18 protein-coding genes are annotated in these 20,904 nt (G+C 33.6%); 11 read left to right on the forward strand and 7 right to left on the reverse strand.

Annotated elements, in window-relative coordinates; translation table 11 throughout:
* Window positions 1–6: 6 nt before the first annotated feature.
* Window positions 7–438: a deoxycytidylate deaminase gene (locus tag ACXX80_RS03810; protein ID WP_417962871.1), complete on the reverse strand. Its 432-nt coding sequence runs from the start codon at window positions 436–438 to the stop codon at window positions 7–9.
* A gap of 1 nt (window position 439) precedes the next feature.
* Window positions 440–1,033, reverse strand: coding sequence for a HupE/UreJ family protein (locus tag ACXX80_RS03815; protein ID WP_417990578.1), 594 nt, complete (start codon window positions 1,031–1,033; stop codon window positions 440–442).
* Between the two features lie 180 nt (window positions 1,034–1,213).
* Between ACXX80_RS03815 and ACXX80_RS03820 the strand changes: the two genes are divergently transcribed.
* The gene (locus ACXX80_RS03820; protein WP_099714226.1) at window positions 1,214–1,645 is read left to right on the forward strand and encodes a TerB family tellurite resistance protein; all 432 of its coding nucleotides are present in this window, start codon (window positions 1,214–1,216) and stop codon (window positions 1,643–1,645) included.
* 68 nt (window positions 1,646–1,713) lie between these two features.
* On the opposite strand, the gene fbp is transcribed toward ACXX80_RS03820, so the two are convergent.
* A complete protein-coding gene (gene fbp / locus ACXX80_RS03825; RefSeq protein WP_099714225.1) occupies window positions 1,714–2,733 on the reverse strand; it encodes a class 1 fructose-bisphosphatase in 1,020 nt (339 codons plus the stop codon).
* A gap of 170 nt (window positions 2,734–2,903) precedes the next feature.
* Between fbp and ACXX80_RS03830 the strand changes: the two genes are divergently transcribed.
* The 5 genes from ACXX80_RS03830 (at window position 2,904) to ACXX80_RS03850 (ending at window position 10,292) form a co-directional block, all read left to right on the forward strand.
* On the forward strand, window positions 2,904–3,383 hold the full coding sequence (locus ACXX80_RS03830; protein WP_458552090.1) for a GNAT family N-acetyltransferase: 480 nt from the start codon (window positions 2,904–2,906) through the stop codon (window positions 3,381–3,383).
* A 27-nt stretch (window positions 3,384–3,410) separates the two neighbouring features.
* Window positions 3,411–4,667: an aspartate kinase gene (locus ACXX80_RS03835; protein WP_458552092.1), complete on the forward strand. Its 1,257-nt coding sequence runs from the start codon at window positions 3,411–3,413 to the stop codon at window positions 4,665–4,667.
* 184 nt (window positions 4,668–4,851) lie between these two features.
* Window positions 4,852–8,295 carry a DUF8818 domain-containing protein gene (locus ACXX80_RS03840; RefSeq protein ID WP_458552094.1) on the forward strand — a complete coding sequence of 1,148 codons (3,444 nt, stop codon included), beginning with the start codon at window positions 4,852–4,854 and terminating at the stop codon, window positions 8,293–8,295.
* A gap of 91 nt (window positions 8,296–8,386) precedes the next feature.
* On the forward strand, window positions 8,387–9,043 hold the full coding sequence (locus ACXX80_RS03845) for a hypothetical protein (RefSeq protein WP_458552096.1): 657 nt from the start codon (window positions 8,387–8,389) through the stop codon (window positions 9,041–9,043).
* A 181-nt stretch (window positions 9,044–9,224) separates the two neighbouring features.
* Window positions 9,225–10,292, forward strand: a complete 1,068-nt coding sequence (locus ACXX80_RS03850; RefSeq protein WP_458552097.1) for a glycosyltransferase — start codon at window positions 9,225–9,227, stop codon at window positions 10,290–10,292.
* 73 nt (window positions 10,293–10,365) lie between these two features.
* On the opposite strand, the gene ACXX80_RS03855 is transcribed toward ACXX80_RS03850, so the two are convergent.
* Complete coding sequence (locus ACXX80_RS03855; protein WP_458552098.1) at window positions 10,366–11,427, reverse strand: sensor histidine kinase; 1,062 nt, start codon at window positions 11,425–11,427, stop codon at window positions 10,366–10,368.
* On the reverse strand, window positions 11,428–12,111 hold the full coding sequence (locus ACXX80_RS03860; RefSeq protein ID WP_315209432.1) for a response regulator transcription factor: 684 nt from the start codon (window positions 12,109–12,111) through the stop codon (window positions 11,428–11,430).
* A gap of 177 nt (window positions 12,112–12,288) precedes the next feature.
* On the opposite strand from ACXX80_RS03860, the gene ACXX80_RS03865 reads away from it, so the two are divergent.
* The 4 genes from ACXX80_RS03865 (at window position 12,289) to ACXX80_RS03880 (ending at window position 18,040) form a co-directional block, all read left to right on the forward strand.
* Window positions 12,289–15,069 carry a TonB-dependent receptor gene (locus ACXX80_RS03865; protein ID WP_458552099.1) on the forward strand — a complete coding sequence of 927 codons (2,781 nt, stop codon included), beginning with the start codon at window positions 12,289–12,291 and terminating at the stop codon, window positions 15,067–15,069.
* Window positions 15,070–15,254: 185 nt separating this feature from the next.
* The gene (locus tag ACXX80_RS03870) at window positions 15,255–16,466 is read left to right on the forward strand and encodes a beta-helix domain-containing protein (RefSeq protein ID WP_458552100.1); all 1,212 of its coding nucleotides are present in this window, start codon (window positions 15,255–15,257) and stop codon (window positions 16,464–16,466) included.
* A gap of 106 nt (window positions 16,467–16,572) precedes the next feature.
* On the forward strand, window positions 16,573–16,911 hold the full coding sequence (locus ACXX80_RS03875; protein WP_417990587.1) for a T9SS type A sorting domain-containing protein: 339 nt from the start codon (window positions 16,573–16,575) through the stop codon (window positions 16,909–16,911).
* A 148-nt stretch (window positions 16,912–17,059) separates the two neighbouring features.
* A complete protein-coding gene (locus ACXX80_RS03880; protein WP_458552101.1) occupies window positions 17,060–18,040 on the forward strand; it encodes a LuxE/PaaK family acyltransferase in 981 nt (326 codons plus the stop codon).
* On the opposite strand, the gene tyrS is transcribed toward ACXX80_RS03880, so the two are convergent.
* On the reverse strand, window positions 18,037–19,329 hold the full coding sequence (gene tyrS / locus ACXX80_RS03885) for a tyrosine--tRNA ligase (protein ID WP_458552102.1): 1,293 nt from the start codon (window positions 19,327–19,329) through the stop codon (window positions 18,037–18,039). The genes ACXX80_RS03880 and tyrS overlap by 4 nt on opposite strands.
* Before the next feature lie 127 nt (window positions 19,330–19,456).
* On the opposite strand from tyrS, the gene ACXX80_RS03890 reads away from it, so the two are divergent.
* Window positions 19,457–20,458, forward strand: coding sequence for an NAD-dependent epimerase/dehydratase family protein (locus ACXX80_RS03890; RefSeq protein WP_458552103.1), 1,002 nt, complete (start codon window positions 19,457–19,459; stop codon window positions 20,456–20,458).
* Window positions 20,459–20,467: 9 nt separating this feature from the next.
* Here ACXX80_RS03890 and ACXX80_RS03895 read toward each other — a convergent pair whose 3' ends face one another.
* A complete protein-coding gene (locus ACXX80_RS03895; protein ID WP_458552104.1) occupies window positions 20,468–20,893 on the reverse strand; it encodes a DUF4296 domain-containing protein in 426 nt (141 codons plus the stop codon).
* Between the last annotated feature and the right edge of the window lie 11 nt (window positions 20,894–20,904).

A 20,904-nucleotide genomic window follows, 5' to 3' on the forward strand; every position in this document is an offset into this window, starting at 1 on the left:
CAATAATTATTCTTCTAATACGGGGATATGTTCTACCTCTACTCCTGCTTTTATAAGGAACTGAATTCCTGAATCATCACGATAACCATTCTGATATACCACTCTTTTTATTCCGGATTGATGAATCAATTTGCTGCACTCTTTACAAGGCGATAGCGTAATATACAAAGTCGCTCCTTCACAGGATTGCGTAGATCGTGCCACTTTCAGAATCGCATTTGCTTCAGCATGTAAAACATCCCAACGCGTTAATCCTTCTTCATCTTCACAGCAATTTTCAAAACCGGATGGCGTTCCGTTATATCCGTCAGAGATTATCATTCTATCTCGCACAATAATCGCACCAACTTGTTTGCGTTTACAATAGGACAGTAAACTCCATTCTTTAGCAATTCTAAGATACGCTTTATCGTATTTATTTAATTTTTTTTCGTTCATTTTATCTAATCCAGATTTCACTTTCAACAATCAATGGTATCACTACTCCTATTATAAATGCCGACATTACCAATGTCCAATCACGTTTAGAAAATCTAAAAACGGTTTGAACAATATACGACAAAATCAAAACCACAAAAACCACTACAATCTGTGCCGCTTCGATTCCTAATGCAAATTCTGATAATGGTACTATTTTAGAAACAGCATCGCCTCCAAGAATCGATTTGAAATAATTTGAAAAACCCAATCCATGAATTATTCCAAAGAAAAGCGTGATGAAAAATACCAAATTTATACTTTCTTTCTTGCTTGATTTTCCCGCCGTAAAAAGATTAAACAACGCCGTTATCAATATGGTTATTGGAATTAATAATTCGACCACATTCACTTTAATTGCAATTATACCAAAAACAGAAAGCAATAAAGCCATGGTATGTCCAATGGTAAAAAGCGTCACCAGAAGCACAATTCTCTTCCAATCTTTAAAAGAGAAAGGAATCGCCAAGGCTATCAAAAATAAAACATGGTCATACGCATGAATATCTAAAACGTGTTTTAATCCAATTTGAAAGTAAATCCAAAATTCTGACATGGGTAATATATTAGGTTGATAAAGGGATTGTAAACTTACGATTAATTTTGAAAATGATTGATTTGATTATTTAAATAAATGCAATTCAAAAGAGATCAAATTCAAAGAAAAAATATAAAAAAATTAAAATCATTAATTTAAAAATAGATTTATCTTTGTAAGATAAAAAAAACAATAATTATGTCATTTTCAGATTTATTTGATAGCGAATTCAAACAAAGAAATAAAGGTCATTTTTCAGCTATTGTTCGTGTAGCACTTGCTGACGATAAGTTTGCTCCAGAAGAGAAACTATTTTTGGACAAACTGGCTGTTCGATTAGAAATTTCTCAAGCAGAATATGAAGAAATTTTAGAAAATCCATTAAAATATCCCATAAACCCTCCTTATTTACATGAGCAAAGACTGGAGCGTTTGTTTGATTTAGCGAGAATGGTTCATGTGGATCATCAGTTAGGTGACACACAAGAATTATTATTAAGAAAAATTGGAGTAGCACTAGGCTTTAATGCTGAAAATGTAGATTATATTATACATAAAGCACTTAAATTAGTAGATAGAAAAGTAGATTTAGATACTTTCCTTTTCGAAATGCAAAACATGAACAAGTAATTGTAGTAATTGTAAAGTATAAAAAAAGCTCTCAGATATCTGGGAGCTTTTTTATTAAACCTACGTTTTTAGTATTTACTTAATTTTGCTTTATGCATGAATTCTTCCGCTTTTTCGACCATGTTATAGCTTCCGCAAAAGAACGGCACTCTTTCATGTAATTCTGTCGGTTCAATTTCCATGATTCTGTTAAATCCATCCGAAGCTTTTCCTCCGGCTTGTTCAGCAATAAAAGCTAACGGATTGCATTCGTAGAGCAAACGTAATTTCCCTTTTGGTGCTTTGGAACTTGTAGGATATAAATAAATTCCGCCTTTAATCATATTTCTATGAATATCAGAGACCAAACTTCCAATATATCTTGAAGTATAAGGTCTGTCTCCTTCTTCTAACTGGCAATATTTTATATAATCTTTTACTCCTTGCGGAAAATGAACATAATTCCCTTCGTTAATGGAATAAATATGACCGTCAGTTGGGAATTGCATTTTTGGATGCGATAAATAAAAGGTTCCAATAGCCGGATTCAGCGTAAATCCATTCACTCCGTGTCCTGTTGTATACACTAACATTGTCGAGGTTCCGTAAATAACATATCCTGCCGCAACCTGATTGATTCCCGGTTGCAAAAAATCTTCAATGGTAACTGGAGTTCCTATTGGAGTAACTCTTCTATAAACCGAAAATATAGTTCCAACCGAAACATTGACATCAATATTTGATGAGCCGTCCAGCGGATCCATTAAAACCACATATTTGTTATTATGACTGTTGTCACTTCCTTCTACAGTGATAAAATCATCATTCTCTTCGGAAGCGATTCCACATACAATTTCACGATTGATTAAAGTTTGAATAAAAATTTCATTGGCATAAACGTCCAGTTTTTGCTGGTCTTCCCCTTGTATATTTTGTTCTCCGGCTGCCCCAACAATATCAACTAATCCTGCTTTGTTTACTTTATAATTGACTACTTTGGCAGCCAATCGGATGGAGTTAATGATTCGGGATAATTCGCCTGACGAATATTGAAAAGCATTTTGGTTTTCAATGATAAATTCTCCTAGTGTTTTGTTGCGTTCTTCCATTACGAAATCGATGTAGTTATTTTGAAGTCACAAATATCGTTTTTTTTGTGAAAACAATTTGAATACTATTTATTTAGTTTGACAGTATTGTATATTTGCTGAATAAAACACAAAATTAATACGTAAAAATGCAATTTTATTGCATTTTTGAATCATTAAAATAAAAATTTATGAATATTAGAAGAGGAAACCCGCAAGATATGCAAGCTGTTTTAGGTCTTATCCAAGAGTTGGCTGAATTTGAAAAGGAGCCAGATGCTGTTCTTGTAACTGTTGACGATTTAATTCGCGATGGTTTTGGCCCTGTTCCTCTATTTCATGTTTTTGTGGCCGAAGTGGAAGATGATATCGTGGGTATCGCATTGTGGTATTACCGTTTTTCAACTTGGAAAGGAAAAACAATTCATTTAGAAGATTTAGTGGTAAAAGACAAAATGCGTGGAACCGGACTTGGATATGCTTTATATTCTGAAATTATAAAACAGGGTAAAAAAGATCAGGTTCGAAGAGTGGAATGGAATGTATTGGACTGGAATACTCCAGCAATAGATTTCTATGAAAAATCAGGTGCGAAAGTGCTTAGAGATTGGTATGTAGTACAAATGGATGAAATAGGAATCAACCATTTTGTGGAGAATAAATTGAAATAAAGTAAAGAATAATTTTTGTTTAAAAATATGAGAGTATTCAAATTTGGAGGAGCTTCTGTAAAAGATGCCGCAGGAATTAAAAACGTATATGACGTTTTACAAAAAGTGGGTTACGAAGATGTATTGTTGGTTGTTTCTGCAATGGGGAAAACGACGAATGCACTAGAACGTGTCATAAAAAACTATTTCGACAAATCGGCGGAGTTAAATTCATCAGTACAAGAAGTAAAAAAATACCACAATCAAATTTTGATGGATTTATTTGAAGATGACAAAAACGAAGTTTTTGCAGCTGTAAACACTCAATTTGCTGATTTAGAATATTTCTTGACACATAATAAATCGCCCAATTATAATTTTGTTTACGATCAGATTGTAAGTTACGGTGAATTAATTTCGACAACTATTCTTAGTCATTTCATGAATTTCATGGGAATAAAAACACAATGGCTGGATGTTCGCAATTTCATAAAAACAGATGCAAATTATAGAGATGCAGAAGTAGACTGGGAATTGACACAGAAAAATATTGCCAAAAACGTAAAACGAAAAATCCTGAACATCACACAAGGATTCTTGGGTTCAGATGATAATAATTTCACCACTACTTTAGGTCGTGAAGGTTCTGATTATACTGCTGCAATTTTTGCCTATTGCTTAAATGCCGAAAGCGTAACAATCTGGAAAGATGTTCCAGGAGTAATGAATGCCGACCCAAGATATTTTGAAAATGCAAGTTTATTAAATCAAATTTCGTATCGTGAAGCCATTGAATTAGCTTTTTACGGAGCAACGGTTATTCACCCAAAAACGTTACAACCTTTACAGAAAAAGGAAATTCCTTTATATGTAAAATCGTTTATAAATCCATTATTAAAAGGAACAAGCGTTTCTAAAGGAGTGGATTTAGAACCTTATTTACCTTGTTTTATTGTCAAAAGAAACCAGCTTTTAATTTCGCTTTCGTCAATAGATTTCTCTTTCATCATGGAAGAAAACATCAGTGAGATTTTTGCGTTGTTTCACCAATTCAAAATAAAAGTAAACTTAATTCAGAATTCTGCCATTAGTTTTTCTGTATGTGTGGAAGATAAATTTGACAATTTTAAAGCGCTGAATGCCATTTTATCTAAAAAATTTAAAGTCGATTACGACGAAAATGTAACCTTATATACAATCCGACATTTCAACGATAAAGCAGCGCAAACTGTTGAAGAAAACAAAGTCGTTTTATTGAAACAAGTCAGCCGTGAAACCATGCAAGTGATCACCAAAGAAGTTTAAAAACTATTTCAATAGTATAAAAATGGGAGTCAATAAATTTGACTCCCATTTTTTTTTGCTGTTCCAGAGCATGAAATCAATAGCTCAAAACCAGAATATATGGACTTAACTATTCCCAGATTTTCTGATTGGCACATTATCGAATTATAAATACTACTTTTGATACTTTCGAGTTATAGTATTTATGTTGAAAAAATTACTTTTTTGGATTGTAATAGGCTGTTTTTCTGGGCTCCATGCTCAGGAAATTAATTCGCTGTACAAAATCAAAAAAATCCTTCCTTCCCGCGACACAATTTATATCGAAAAAGAAAGTATTAATTCCAGCTTTTTCAAACTGCTTGACGCCAATGGAAAATCTATCGACAGCACTTTATTTAAAATAAATTTCAAAAAGGGAACTCTGATTTTAAAGGAAAACAGCGCTTTTAACTCCGATTCACTTACAGTACAGTATCTTAAATTTCCTGAAATACTAACCAAAGAATACCGCATTTACGATCCCAGCAGAGTCGTCAGTAATGAAGCCGGAAATGGAAATTTGTATAAAATTGAAGAGAAAAATCTAAAGAAAAACGTGCCTTTTGAAGGTTTGAATACTTCAGGGAGCATTACTCGTGGCATAACCATAGGAAACAATCAAAATGCAGTTTTGAATTCTAATTTAGATTTACAAATCACAGGAAAGATTTCCGAAAAAGTAAGTTTGAGAGCCTCGATTCAAGACAGTAATATTCCATTGCAGGACGGCGGCTATTCACAAAAGCTGGATCAGTTTGACAATGTTTTTATGGAATTATTCAGTGACCAATGGAACATTCGAGCAGGAGATATTTTTTTGGAAAACAAGAAAACCCAATTCCTGAATTTCAACAAAAAGGTACAAGGACTGGCGACTAATTTCAACTTTGGAACCGAAGAAAACAAAACGAATGTATTTGCATCAGCGGCATTAGTTCGAGGACAATATGCCAAAAGCAATTTTGTGGGACAAGAAGGGAATCAAGGTCCTTATAAATTAAAAGGGCAAAATGGAGAATTATACGTTCTGGTTGTATCGGGTTCAGAGCGGGTTTATGTAAATGGAATTTTACTGAAACGTGGCGAAAACAACGATTATACAATAGACTACAATGCCGGTGAAATTGTATTTACGCCTCTTTTTACCATCACTTCCGAAATGCGTATTGCGATAGAATATCAATATTCCGACAGGAATTACACTCGCTTTGTGACGTATGCCGGCGCTACGCATGAAAATGAAAAATGGAGTTTTGGAGGCTATTTATATTCGGAAAATGACTTAAAAAATCAACCGCTACAACAAAATTTATCACAAGAACAAGCCCAGATATTAGTCAATTCAGGAGACAATCCTAATTTAATGACAGCGCCTTCTGCTTATGCTGATTCCTATTCAGAGAATAAAGTACTGTATAGAAAAACGATATTTAACGCCGTTGAAATTTTCGAATATTCAAATGACGCTCAACAGGAACTATTCAATGTCCGATTTACTCTTGTTGGAACCAATAATGGGAATTATATCGTGACAAATTCGGCAACAATTACCCGAGTTTATGAATATGTAGAGCCAATAAACGGTATTCCTCAAGGAAATTATGAACCCATAATTCAGCTCATCGCGCCAACAAAAATTCAAGTTGCCACCTTTTTGGGAAAATACAAACCTAGTGAAAAAACGGCTGTCGACTTTGAAATTGGCCTAAGCAATAATGACCAAAATTTATTTTCATCCATTGATGACGCCAACAATCAAGGCTTGGCAGGAAAAATCAATGCCAAGCAACGGCTTTTTTCAAGAAAATGGCAGGTAGATGCTTTTGCAAATTATCAATTCATTCAGAAAGATTTCAGATCAGTGGAACGACTGTACAATATAGAATTTGACAGAGATTGGAATTTAGGAACTGCGGCTGTTGGGAATCAGAGTTTATTAGTTTCCGGTTTGCAATTGGATTTAAATCCTAAACCAAAATCCACCAACAAAGGATTAGTAGTGTATCAATTTGAAAAACTTGATTTCTCTGAAAATTTTTCGGGCAGTAGGCATGTTGTAAATGGTTTGTTTCAAATAAAAAAATGGACTTTTCAAAACCAAGGGAGTTTCCTAAAAAGCGATGGCAGTATTTCATCGTCAAAATTTTTAAGAAACCAATCTCAAATGCGTTTTCATTTTGATAAAAATTGGGTTGGTTCCAGCTTACGATTAGAAGACAATCAAGAAAAAAACAAAGCAACCAATCAGTTTTCAGCTTTAAGCCAAAAATTTACGGAGTATGGTTTTTTTACCGGTCGTGGCGATAGCACTAAAGTTTTTGTAGAATTGGGGTATTTAAGAAGAAACAATGACAGCTTACAATCCCGAAGTGTCGGGAGTTTGATTCAGCGGGTAAATTCTTCCCAGACTTTGATGCTGAAATCTAAATTAATACAAACCAACAGAAGTGATTTGTCCCTTTTTGCCAATTACAGAATCTTGGATTTTGTGGATGCGACAAGAAAAAGAGAGCCTACGTTAAATTCCCGAATAGTGTATACAGATCGTTTTTTCAATCAATTAATCCAAAGTACAACGGTTTATGAAACGAATTCCGGAACCATTCCGCAACAAGAATTCACCTATCTCGAAGTTTCTGCAGGTCAAGGCGTCTATACTTGGAATGATTATAACGGCAATGGAATTCAGGAATTACAGGAGTTTGAAGTTGCTCCGTTTATCGATCAGGCAAAATTCATCAGAGTATTTTTACCCAACCGGATTTATATAAAAACACATCAAAATAAGTTCTCACAATCCGTGACCTTAAACCCGAATCAATGGCAAAATGAAAAAGGAATAAAAAAATTACTTTCCTATTTTTATAATCAAACCGCCTTTATAATCGATCGAAAAACGAGAAGTGACGGAGACAATTTTGAATTAAATCCGTTTAGCGGTTCTAGTGAAAATGTTTTGGGGCTGAATTCCAGTTTACGGAATAGTTTGTTTTACAATCGCGGAAAGCAGAACCATTCGATCACTTATTCTTATCTACAGAATAAAACCAAAAACTTATTATCAATAGGTTCGCAAGAAGCTACAAACAGTTCACATCAATTGCAGTATGGACATTTGTACCAAAAAAGCTGGTTATTCGGTTTTTTTGCTAAAACGATTCAAACCACTATTAAATCAGAGAATTTTTCAGAAAAAAATTATGCTATAAAAGGATATCAATTGGCGCCAAAAATCAGTTATTTATTCTCTAAAAATACCAGTTGGGATCTCTTTTATGAATTACAAAGCAAAGAAAACCAGATTGGAGTTTTCGAAACGTTGTTGCAAAACCGTTTTGGAACTGCCTTTTCTTATGCCAGTGATAAAAAAATAACGCTGAATGGAGAAGTTTCTTTTTACCAAAATAAATTTGAAGGAAATGAGTTTTCTTCGGTTGGATTTCAAATGCTCGAAGGATTACAAACCGGGCAGAACTTGACTTGGAGATTGCTTTTACAGAAAAATATCACCCAGTTTTTAGATATTAATTTCAATTATCAAGGAAGAAAAAGTGAAACGAGCCAAGCCATTCACACTGGAAATGTTCAATTAAGAGCTTATTTTTAATTGTTGAATTTGGAATAATTTCATTGAACGACTTTCTAAATATGATTATTTTTTATTATTTTTATTATATAAAATTTAAAATCAAATCATTATGAAAAAATTACTGTTGTTGTGTTTTGTAATTATTTTGTCAGTAAACTTGCAAGCACAAGAAACTGCAGCTGAAAAGAAAGCAACAAAATCTAAAACTGAAAAATTGGCAAAAGCCAAAAAAGAAAAAGCCGAAGCAGCAAAAGAGAAAGCAGCTACAGCTAAAAAAACAACTAAAGAGAAAGCGGAAACTGCAAAAGAAAAAGCAGCTACAGCAAAAGAAAAAACAACCAAAAGCAAAGCCGAAACTGCAAAAGATAAAGCTGCTACAGCTAAAAAAACAGCAAAAGAAAAAGCCGAAACTGCCAAAGAAAAAGCAACTACAGCTAAAGACAAAGCCGAAACTGCAAAAGATAAAGTAGTTAAAAACAAGGCTGAAACTACTAAAGATAAAGCAGCTACGACTAAAGAAAAAGCAACTGCATCTAAAGAAAAAGCTGAAACTGCTAAAGACAAAGCAGCAACAGCTAAAACAACTGTAAAAGAAAAAGCTTCAAGTGCAAAATCAATAAAAAAAATCAAGGAAACTAACGAAAAAGCACCTAAAGTAGCCGACAAAATAACAGGGGAATACAATGGTAAAAAAGTGTATACTGGTCCACGAGGAGGGAAATATTATATTAACTCAAACGGAAATAAAACCTATATACAAGAATAATTTTTATAGAAAATATATTTGAAAGGCTATCTTTTTTATAGATAGCCTTTATTTATTTTAGTCCATTGTTGCGTCCTGAAATAGTATTTGATAACTTAATAGTTTAGTAATATTTTGCAAATATAAAAAAGGCCTTAACTTATGTATCTTTCAACTATAAAAACATTTGATACAATTAGAAATGGATATAAAAACCGCCCCTAAAACTATTTTGATTGCACCTTTGAACTGGGGTTTAGGCCATGCCACCCGCTGCATACCAATCATCAGGGCTTTACAAGAAAACAACTACATCCCGGTAATTGCTTCAGATGGTATTGCTCTTGAATTATTACGAAAAGAGTTTCCTAACATACAAACACTGGAACTCCCATCCTACCAGATTGAATATGCTAAAAATGGCGCCAATTTTAAATGGAAATTAATAAAGAATGGTCCAAAAATGATCAGAGCCATTCTGGAAGAAAAAAAAACAATTCAAAATTGGGTTGAAAAATATGCAATAGACGGAATTATTTCGGATAACAGATTGGGCGTTTTCAGCAAGAAAATCCCATCTGTTTTTATCACGCATCAATTGAATGTGATGACTGGAAATACCACTTGGATCACCAGTAAAATACATCAATCTATCATAAAAAAATATACGGAATGCTGGGTTCCTGATCTAATAGGAACTCCAAATTTAACTGGTAAACTGGGGCATATTGATAATCCAAATCTCAAGACAAAATATATTGGTCCTTTGAGCAGACTCCAAAAGATACTATTGCCAAAAAAATATGACTTACTAGTGATTCTATCTGGTCCCGAACCTCAACGTGGTATGCTAGAAAAACATTTAAAAAAAGAAATCGTTAAATACAATGGCAATGTAATTTTCATTGAAGGAAATATCGAAAAGGAACAAAAAACTACCACAATTAGAAATGTAACGTATTACAACTTCATGAATTCAACCGAACTAGAACAGGCTTTTAATGAAAGTGAAATGGTTCTTTGCCGTTCGGGTTACACTACAATCATGGATTTAGCACAACTGAGAAAAAAAGCTTATTTCATACCAACGCCAGGTCAATATGAACAAGAATATTTAGCCAAAAAATTAAAGAAAGAAGGTTTGGTTCCGTATGCAACGCAAGAAGAATTTAAAATGGAAAACATCCTAGAGATTGAAGAATATAAAGGATTACCTAGATTAGATTCTAAAATTGAATGGACTAATTTATTTCAAGTTTTTGAAAAATAATCAAACTTTGATTTACAGAAATAAAAAAACCGATTCACAAGAATCGGTTTTTAAACTGTTTTAATCTTTGATTTTATGTTGTTTTTTTACTTGTTTTTGTTTTTTCAAGTGTGAAAGAAAATTCAGATCCTATGCCAAATGTACTGTCTACATAAATTTTCTCATCATGAGCTTCAATAATATGTTTTACAATGGATAAACCTAAACCTGAACCACCTTCGGTTCTTGCTCCGCTCTTGTCAACTCTGTAAAAACGCTCAAAAAGTCTTGGTATATTTTTTTTCTCAATTCCTTCACCATTATCCGTGATTCGAACGATTACCTTTTCATCTGTCAAATCTTCAATACTAACTTCGGTAGAACCTTTTACTTTTCCGTATTTGATTGAATTTACGACAAGATTCATCACTACTTGCTGAATCTTTTCCTGATCTCCAACCACCATAACGGGCCTATTGTACTTCATGTCAAACATCAACAGAATATCTTTCTTGGAAGCTTTCATTTCGAGCAAATCAAAGACATTTTGAACTAATTTAACAATATCAAACTCGGCAATTTCTAAGTTCAAATCCCCAATTTCAAGTTTAGAAATCATATCTAAATCTTGTACGATATAAATTAGTCTTTCTACTCCTTTTTCGGCACGTTCTAAATATTTTTTTCGGATTGTTTTATCACTCATGGCTCCGTCGAGCAGGGTTGACAAATACCCTTGAACCATAAATAGTGGTGTTTTGAGCTCATGAGAAACATTCCCTAGAAACTCTCTTCTATATTCTTCACGAACTTTTAAAGTTTCAATTTCTAACTTTTTATCGGTGGCAAACTTTTTCACTTCACGTGTTAGTGTTGCCATATCTGTAGTAATGGGTTGATTTCTAAAAGTACTTGACTCTAATAAAGAAACGTCATCGTATATTTTTTTTACTTTTTTATAGATAAAGCGCTCCACTCTATACTGTATAACCAGAAATGAAAATGCAGCAATCGCAATGGCAAATACCAAACAAAATCGATAGGAAAAAGTAAAAAATAAATAGGTAAGAAAACCAACTAATCCTGTAGAAAAAAGAGTAATGTAAAGCGCTGACTTTACGGCAAAACGATATGTTTTTTTAAAATTTATTGTCATTTATACTTCAAACTTATAGCCAACTCCTTTTATTGTTTTAAATAATTCTTCTCCAATTTTTTCTCTTAGTTTTCTGATGTGAACATCAATCGTTCTTCCTCCAACAACTACTTCATTTCCCCAAACTTTGTCCAAAATCTCATCACGTTTGAACACTTTACCAGGTTTTGAAGCTAGTAGGTAAAACAATTCAAATTCTTTTCGAGGCAATGCGATTTCAATATTATCTTTAACGATTTTATATTCTTCGCGATTTATTTCTATTCCACCTACATTAAGTGTTTCGCTGTTCTGTTCTTTTTCTTTTAATCGGCGTAATAATGCTTTTACTTTACTGACTAATAATTTAGGTTTAATTGGCTTTGTGATGTAATCATCCGCACCAGCGTCAAAGCCTGCAACTTGGGAATAATCTTCGCTTCTGGCTGTCAAAAAAGTGATAATTACATTACTGAGTTCTGGAATCTTTCTAATGTTTTCGCAAGCCTCCATTCCATCCATTTCAGGCATCATAACATCCATTATAATAAGGTCTGGCATTTCTTTTTTAGCTTTCGCCACTGCCTCTCTCCCATTTGCTGCCGTAACTATTTGATACCCCTCTTGAGAGAGATTATACCCTACAATTTCTAAGATATCCGGTTCATCATCTACTAATAGAATCTTTGTATTTTTTTTCTTCATAAAGTGCCAAAAATTGTTTTTTGAATTGTAAATGTAATAATAAATGGAGTATTCAGATGGTGTTAACCATAATTTAATATTGGAGTGATTTTAAGACCCAAAACAAAACATAACCATAACAAGTCAGTAACTTACATTTTACATTTCTGGTGTTACTTTGCAAAAAATTTAAACCAAATGAAATTCAAGTTACTATTTTTCACGTTATTACTTACAGCGATCTCTTACTCACAAAGTAAAGGTACTATTACTGGAACGTTAACAGACAAAGATGCTAATAATCAGTCATTACCTTTTGCTAACGTTCTTATTAAAGGAACAAATATAGGAACTAATACTGATATTGATGGTAAATATACCATAACAATACTACCTGGAAGTTATACTTTACAACTTAGTTTTGTAGGTTATGAATCTGTAGAGATTCCTGTGACAGTAGTTGCTGATGAAACAGTAACTATTAACAAAGCACTAGGTTCTGGAAGTTATACTCTGAAAGATGTTATTGTAAGAAACACAGCAAGTAGAGAAAAGGAAACAGCTCTTTTATTAGACCAAAAACAAGCAGTTGTAATTAAACAAAGTATTGGTGCTCAAGAAATGGCCCGTAAAGGAGTTAGCGATGTTGAGGAAGGTTTGACAAAAATTACCGGAATCACTAAAGTTGACGGAAGAGGTTTGTTCATTAGAGGTCTAGAAGACCGTTACAATAACTTATTGATAAACGATTTACAATCCCCCTCAAACAGCCCTTTCAAGAAAATTATCCCATTGGATTTATTCCCTACTGATGTTGTGGGAGTATTAAATATCTACAAAACATTTAATCCTAATATTTCTGGAGATTTTGCAGGAGCAACTGTTAATATTGAAACACCTCAACCAAAAAATATCACTAAACTGAATATTGGTTTTGGATATACAACTAACAATAATCTTCAAGATTTTTTACTTTCTAATGATGCAAATTCAACGAAAGGTTCTTTAGGACTTATTGGTAATGACAGAGCGCTTCCTGGTATTTTTGGATCAGTTCCAAGCGGGCAAAAACTTTCTCCTGCGGAATATGAAGATGGATTTGGTAAAAAATCATGGGATGTTAACAATACAAAAAGTCCTTTGAATTCTAGCATTGGATTCTTACATGCTCAAAAATTCAGTCTTGAAAAAGAAAGAAATATTAGTTATATAATGTCTTTCAATTTTGACAATAAATATTCTTACAGAGAAGGTGTCGATAGAACTTTCAATCTTGGACAAGGAAACTACGACAATAATTTGTACAATACGCAATACAGCTACCAAACTACTTTTTCTGGTTTAGCAGGTTTGAAATACAAAACAAACCGTTTTAACTTGAACTTCAACACGTTCTTGATTAAAGCAACTGAAAGCAAAATCCAAGATCAATTAGGATACACAAACAGTTTAGCAAATCAGACAAATAATCTTATTAGATTAAATCAATACGAAGAATCTAACTATTGGAACACGCAATTGTATGGGGATTATAAATTGACTGAAGATGGAAAACAGACCTTAAAAGCTGGAGGTTCTTATGTAAAAACTTCTTTTCAACAACCGGATAGAAAATTTATCACAGGTGTAAAACTAGATGACACCCAAATAAATATGTCTTATGGTGGTAATAACTTAAACCGTCAATTCCTTGATGTAAAAGGAAACTTCTATTACTCTTCACTTTTAGAATATAATTTGAAATTTGGAGATAAAGAAGATTCTAACAAATTATCTATTGGATACAACAGCTCGCTGAATGACATGGAATCTTCTTACCGTTTCTTTTCTGGAAGAAGAAATTTAGAGAAAAACTACACTGCTGATTTAAGTACTATAAGCCAAAACATCAACGAAGATATCAACAACGGAATTGTTTATGTTCAAGAAGAATCAAATGGAGATTATAAAGTAAAATTGAATCAGTTTGTTAATGCAGGTTACTTCAATTTGTTTATGAATCTTGGAGAAAAATGGGATTTGAATGCTGGTATTAGAGGCGAAAGTTCTACTCGTACCATAAAATACAGACAACAAGGAGATCCTTTTGGAAGTGCTTACCGCAAAAAGACAGATGACAAGCTTGACATTTTACCGTCTATAAACGCGAAACGAATTTTGAATGAAAATAGCAATTTGAGAGTATCATTGGCAAAAACAATAACTCGTCCAGTTGCGATGGAGTTGTTACCAATAAATTACATCAATGCCGATGGAACTTCAGAAAGTGGAAACCCAGATTTAAAAGACAGTGAAAACTATAATGTAGATTTCAAATATGAATTATTCCCTAACAACAAAGAATTGTTTGCTGTAGGTGTATTTGGAAAAATGATTAATGATCCAATTGAAAGAGTTTTCAAACCAACTGCAAATAGCGGTGGTCAAATCACAACTTTCAAAAACTCAGAGCAAGCGGTTATTTATGGTGCCGAAATAGAAATGCTTTTCCAATTGAGCAGAATAAGTAAATCTCTTTCTAATTTCTCTTTAGGTTTTAATACATCATTAATGAGTACTGATGTTAAAATTGACCTTAAAAAACAAGGGAATGAATTAGAAAACAGTACAAACCGTAAGCTGCAAGGTGCTTCTAGCTGGTTAATCAATTCTGATTTGAAGTATGATTTCATCCTTAATAAAGATTGGAAAAACTCAATGACATTAGTTTACAACGTTTATGGAGATCGTATTTTTGCTGTAGGTTCATCAGGAATTGATCATATCTACGAGAAATCTTTTAGTAAATTAGATTTTGTTTGGACTAACTCAATTTCAAAAAGTATCGAACTTAAATTTGGAGTAGACAACATCTTAAATCCAAGTTATAAAAAAGAGCTAGGAAGCAAAAGCACTTTAAACATTACAGAAGACTCTTTAATTTTAAGAGAATTCAAAAAAGGTGTCGGGTTCTCCTTTAACATAGGATATACGTTTTAAAAACAACAATAGAAAAGAGCCGTAATGGCTCTTTTTTTTTGTTTACATAAGTAACATAAACTTTACATCAAATTCATTGTTATATAATACTTTAATAACAATTACATAACTAAATTTCAGAAGCTCGGGAGTACTTTTGACATAAATAATTAACAAAAAAACTTATAATTTTAAAATCATTAAAAATGAAAAAATTAGTATTCAGTCTTGCATTATTGAGCTTGGTTTTTACAAGTTGTACTTCAAGTGATGACGATGTAGTAACAACTCCACCGACTGCAACGGGTGAAATCACAGGAGACATCACAGCAGCAAAAACATATACAAAAGGGGTTTATACTATCAAAGGTACCGTTAGAGTAAAAAGCGATGCTACTTTAACTTTTGAAGCTGGTTCAGTTATTACTGCTGATGTAGCTGATGGTGCTGATGCTTTATTAGTTGAGAAAGGCGGAAAATTAAATATTTCTGGAACTGCAGCAGAACCTGTTGTATTTACTGAAAAATCTAAAACTGCAGGTTCTTGGGGTGGAATAATCATGTTTGGTGATGCTCCTATCGTTTCTGGAAAAACAGCTGACGGAACTCCTATTACAACTGCAACTTCTGAAGACGGAACAAACATTGTTTACGGTGGTACAAATGCTGCTCATAATGGAGGTTCTTTGAAGTATGTACGAGTAGAATATGCAGGTAAAAAAATCCTTGACGGAAATTCTGAAATGAATGGTTTCTCATTCTATTCAGTAGGTTCAGGAACAGTATTAGAAAATCTAGTTTCTTACAAAGGAGCTGATGATGGTTTTGAATTTTACGGTGGAACTGTAAGTGCTAAAAACCTTATTTCTTACGGAAACACAGATGATTCTTTTGACTGGCAAGATGGATGGCAAGGTCAAGCAAATACTAACTGGTATGCTTATCAAACTGGAGCTGGAAATTTTGGAATGGAGATCGAAGCAAAAAGTGTAAACAATGCATTCTTCCCTAAAGTATCTAACATTACTTTAAGAAGAGCTGCTGGTACTGCAACTGAAGCTGGTAATCCACTTGAAATTGATGCAATCCAATTCAAAAAAGAAGGTAACGGAGAATACAGTAATGTAGTAATTTCAGGATACACAAATACTGCAACTTCAGGAACAACTACAACAAATGCTGTTGCCGTAAGAATACAAGATGCTGCAACAAATACTAATCAGGTTGTTAATGGTAAAATAAAAATGTTGAATGTAAAAATTGCAGACAGTAATACTACTCAATGGGGTGCTGGTGCAGCTTTCACAGTTTCATTTTTACCTGTAAACTTCACAACTAGTACAACAGCAACTGGAGCTGCATTGACTCCTGGAGCTTGGGCAATTGTTGATGGCGTTAATTTATTATCAAATTTGTAATAAACAATCCATTTGATTTATAGTAAACATCCTGAGTAATCAGGATGTTTTTTTTTGGTATGCTTTTTGAATTATTTTTTGTATATTTACTATTCAAAATAATCTGATGGCAAAAAACTACTTTTATATTATTACTGTATTGGTTCTTTTATTTTCTCTGAGTGTTAGCGCTCAGGAAACTAAACCGCAACCAAGAACACAAGAAACCGCTACTATAGAAGGTTTAAGCTTGTACCCGAACCCTGTAAGCAATGGCAAAGTTTACATTTCTACGAAAAACGACTTGGATAAAGAAATAATTATATTTGATGTTTTAGGAAAAAAAGTACTTCAAACAATGCTTAGTTCTAGAGAGCTAAATGTCTCTAATCTAACTTCAGGTGTCTATATCATAAAAATTAATGAAAAAGAGGCATCTGCGACCAGAAAATTAATTATAAGATAATCCGTCAACATTTAAATACAAAAGCTCCAATACTATTGGGGCTTTTTTTACGCAGAATTGGATTGGAATGGATTCCAAAAAACAGACTATTGCTGTTTTGCTAATGGGTTTCCCTTAAAAAATTTGATTACTTTTGTAAAAAAAATTCTTGATTACATCCTCCGATATATTTGCTATTTCCAGTCAAAAACAGTTTGAGAAAATCGCCTTGAAAGTGTTTCGTTTCCAATATGAAAACAACTTGGTCTATCAAGAATTTTGTGATTTTTTGAAAATAGATCCTCGCAAAGTAAAGTCTTTACAGCAGATTCCCTTTTTACCCATTCAGTTTTTTAAAAGTCACGAAGTGGTTTCGAACACCAATCCTATTCAGGAAACCTTTACCAGCAGTGGAACAACCGGAATGATTACCAGCAAACATTTAGTTACTGATGTTACTTTATATGAAGAAAGTTACCGCAAAGGATTTTCAGAATTTTATGGCAATATTGAAGATTATGTTGTTTTAGCCTTGCTTCCATCCTATCTAGAAAGGGAAGGGTCTTCCTTAATTTACATGGTCAAGGATTTAATTGAACTTTCCAATCATCCTGAAAGTGGTTTTTACCTCCACAATCACGACGAATTGATTGCCAAGCTTATCGCTTTAGATGAAGCCGGTCAAAATGTCATTTTGATTGGTGTTACTTTTGCTTTATTGGATTTAATTGAAAAACACCAGTTTCAATTGCAACATACCATTATCATGGAAACGGGCGGCATGAAAGGCAAGCGCAAAGAAATGATTCGGGAAGAATTGCACGAACAATTGTGTAAAGGTTTTGGAGTTTCGGCCATACATTCTGAATACGGAATGACCGAATTACTTTCGCAAGCGTATTCTTTAGGAAACGGCGTATTTGAATGCCCTTCGTGGATACAAGTCCTCGTTCGTGACACCGAAGATGCCTTGACCTATATACAAGACGGAAAAACGGGCGGAATCAACGTGATTGATTTGGCTAACATCAATTCCTGCTCGTTTATTGCTACGCAGGATTTGGGTAAAAAAAATCCCAACAACTCTTTCGAGGTATTGGGACGTTTTGATAATTCTGATATTCGAGGTTGTAATTTGATGGTTCTTTAAACCACTCTCACCACAAAATAGTTTTTCTTTCCACTTTGCAACAATATAAATTGATTGTTGATTAAATCTTTCGTCGAAAACTCAAAATCTTCAGCAACTTTTTCTCTATTTACTGAAATAGAATTAGCTGTCAAAGCGCGTCTTGCTTCTCCATTTGATTTTAAGAACCCTGTTTTTTCGTTTAGAACGTCAACAATATTGATTCCCGCTTCGATTTCGGTTCTGCTGATTTCCGCTTGAGGAACGCCATCAAAAACATCTAAGAAAGTCGCTTCATCCAATTGTTTCAAATCATCTGAAGTAGAATTCCCGAACAATATATTCGATGCTTTTATCGCATTTTCTAAATCTTCCGCTGAATGTACCATTACGGTAGTTTCTTCGGCCAAACGTTTTTGCAACAAACGTAAATGTGGCGCTTCTTTATGTTTTTCAGTTAAAACTTCGATTTCTTCTTTTGATAAAAAAGTAAAAATCTTAATGTATTTTTCTGCATCAACATCCGAAGTGTTCAACCAATATTGGTAAAATTTATAAGGAGATGTTCTAGCTGAATCCAACCAAATATTTCCACCTTCAGATTTTCCAAACTTGGTTCCGTCCGCTTTTGTAATCAATGGACAAGTTAATGCATACGCTTTACCACTGGCAATTCTACGAACTAATTCGGTTCCTGTGGTGATATTCCCCCATTGGTCGCTTCCTCCCATTTGCAACGTACAGTTTTTTTCTCTGTACAAATGCAAAAAGTCATATCCTTGAACCAATTGGTACGTAAACTCTGTAAATGACATTCCTTCGGCAGCTTCTGAAGACAAACGTTTCTTCACAGAATCTTTCGCCATCATATAATTTACGGTAATATGTTTTCCTACATCACGAATAAAATCCAGAAAAGAAAAGTTCTTCATCCAGTCATAATTATTCACTAATTCTGCTGCATTATCCGAATTAGAAGTAAAATCTAAGAAACGAGCCAATTGTCCTTTTATCGCTTCTTGATTGTGACGCAATGTTGGTTCGTCCAATAAATTTCTTTCATTCGATTTTCCGGATGGATCACCAATCATTCCTGTTGCACCACCTACTAACGCTAATGGCTTGTGTCCCGATAGTTGAAAATGTTTCAACAACATCACACCTACTAAATGTCCTATATGCAATGAATCGGCAGTTGGGTCAATTCCCACATACGCCACACGCATTTGTTCCATCAAATGTTCTTCTGTGCCGGGCATAACATCGTGGAGCATTCCTCTCCAAGTTACTTCTTCAATAAAATTCTTCATCTTTTTAATCAATTTACTTTCGTCAATTCAGCCTTTAAGGCTTCGTGTGCACAAAGATAAAATTTATTGCGGATTAGGTTATTTGTTTAATAGGTTATTCGAAAAAAATTATTCGTATTTTCGTACCATGATTTTAGTCACAGGAGGAACGGGTTTAGTAGGCGCACATCTATTGCTTCATTTAATTGAATCCCGAAGTATCGGGACAGAAAAAGTGCGTGCTATTTATCGAAGTGTCGCTTCTATAGAGAAAACTAAATCGCTCTTCGCTACTTATAAAAAAGAATCGTTGTTCGAGCAAATAGAATGGATTCAAGCAGACATTACTGAAGTTCCTTCGTTAGAAATCGCCTTTCAAAATATTGATACGGTTTATCATTGCGCCGCTTTGATTTCTTTTGACCCAAAAGATGAAGATATATTGCGAAAAACAAATATTGAAGGTACCGCGAATATTGTAAATTTCAGTATCGCTTATCAAATAAAAAAACTGTGTTTTGTAAGTTCTATTGCCACTTTAGGCGACTTACTGCCTCATGAAAAATTCATCACCGAAGAAACCGAATGGAATCCGGAAAAGTACCATAATGATTATGCCATTTCTAAATATGGTGCCGAAATGGAAATCTGGCGCGGACAGCAAGAAGGTTTAGATGTGATAATTGTAAATCCGGGTGTAATTCTTGGACCAGGTTTTAGAGAGCAAGGAAGTGGACAACTTTTTACGAAAGTAAGAAATGGATTGAAATTTTATACGTTGGGCTCAACCGGATTTGTTGCTGTTAGTGATGTTGTTCGAATCGCTCACCAATTAATGCAAAGCGAAATTAAGAATGAACGCTTTACCTTGATTGCAGAAAATAGTGTTTTTCGTGACATTCTGAATTCTATGGCCGATTCATTGGGTGTAAAACCACCTGAAATTCATGCAAAACCTTTTTTGATGGAGATGCTCTGGAGATTGGATTGGTTTGTTTCGAATGTTTTTCAACAGAAGAGAAGATTAACTCAAACAACTGCAAAAGCTTCATATGCAACAACTATATTTTCCAACCAAAAGATTAAAGACACTTTGAAAACTGATTTTATAAATATTCACCAATACATTAAAGAAATCTCTAATCTTTAAGCTCTTTTCTTAGTCTAATTTTTTAGTATCTCTACTGATTGCAGCTTCTTTTTGTTTTTTGTCAACAACAGGACTCTTCTTCTTTTTTTTCAATTTGATCAAAGAATCTACACTCTTTGTTTTAGCTAGTAATCGCTTGTTGATTTGCTCAAACATGCTTTTGTATTCATTATAATCAGATGCATAATAGACATTGCTTTTAGCAAATTGAACACTGTCAATTTTATATTTTTTAAAAATATAATCTCTGGAATTTATTTTAAAAGTATCCAAGGAAGCCGGATTTTGATTTCTTATGGCTTCCAAAATAGATAAATCATACATAATACTTACCATAACGTCTTTCTCTATAAGTCGTTCCGGCTTACTCACCACTTCTTCTTTACAGCTTACAAATAGTGTTATGATTGTTAAAAGTACTATGATTTTTCTCATTGATGAAATTT

It is taken from the genome of Flavobacterium sp. GNP002 (genome assembly GCF_054343795.1).

Excerpts from the sequence above, each read along its gene's own strand:
- ACXX80_RS03810 (WP_417962871.1), bottom strand. The coding sequence starts at position 438 with ATGAACGAAAAAAAATTAAATAAATACGATAAAGCGTATCTTAGAATT.
- ACXX80_RS03815 (WP_417990578.1), bottom strand. The coding sequence starts at position 1,033 with ATGTCAGAATTTTGGATTTACTTTCAAATTGGATTAAAACACGTTTTA.
- ACXX80_RS03820 (WP_099714226.1), top strand. The coding sequence starts at position 1,214 with ATGTCATTTTCAGATTTATTTGATAGCGAATTCAAACAAAGAAATAAA.
- fbp (WP_099714225.1), bottom strand. The coding sequence starts at position 2,733 with ATGGAAGAACGCAACAAAACACTAGGAGAATTTATCATTGAAAACCAA.
- ACXX80_RS03830 (WP_458552090.1), top strand. The coding sequence starts at position 2,904 with ATGAATATTAGAAGAGGAAACCCGCAAGATATGCAAGCTGTTTTAGGT.
- ACXX80_RS03835 (WP_458552092.1), top strand. The coding sequence starts at position 3,411 with ATGAGAGTATTCAAATTTGGAGGAGCTTCTGTAAAAGATGCCGCAGGA.
- ACXX80_RS03840 (WP_458552094.1), top strand. The coding sequence starts at position 4,852 with ATGTTGAAAAAATTACTTTTTTGGATTGTAATAGGCTGTTTTTCTGGG.
- ACXX80_RS03845 (WP_458552096.1), top strand. The coding sequence starts at position 8,387 with ATGAAAAAATTACTGTTGTTGTGTTTTGTAATTATTTTGTCAGTAAAC.
- ACXX80_RS03850 (WP_458552097.1), top strand. The coding sequence starts at position 9,225 with ATGGATATAAAAACCGCCCCTAAAACTATTTTGATTGCACCTTTGAAC.
- ACXX80_RS03855 (WP_458552098.1), bottom strand. The coding sequence starts at position 11,427 with ATGACAATAAATTTTAAAAAAACATATCGTTTTGCCGTAAAGTCAGCG.
- ACXX80_RS03860 (WP_315209432.1), bottom strand. The coding sequence starts at position 12,111 with ATGAAGAAAAAAAATACAAAGATTCTATTAGTAGATGATGAACCGGAT.
- ACXX80_RS03865 (WP_458552099.1), top strand. The coding sequence starts at position 12,289 with ATGAAATTCAAGTTACTATTTTTCACGTTATTACTTACAGCGATCTCT.
- ACXX80_RS03870 (WP_458552100.1), top strand. The coding sequence starts at position 15,255 with ATGAAAAAATTAGTATTCAGTCTTGCATTATTGAGCTTGGTTTTTACA.
- ACXX80_RS03875 (WP_417990587.1), top strand. The coding sequence starts at position 16,573 with ATGGCAAAAAACTACTTTTATATTATTACTGTATTGGTTCTTTTATTT.
- tyrS (WP_458552102.1), bottom strand. The coding sequence starts at position 19,329 with ATGAAGAATTTTATTGAAGAAGTAACTTGGAGAGGAATGCTCCACGAT.
- ACXX80_RS03890 (WP_458552103.1), top strand. The coding sequence starts at position 19,457 with ATGATTTTAGTCACAGGAGGAACGGGTTTAGTAGGCGCACATCTATTG.
- ACXX80_RS03895 (WP_458552104.1), bottom strand. The coding sequence starts at position 20,893 with ATGAGAAAAATCATAGTACTTTTAACAATCATAACACTATTTGTAAGC.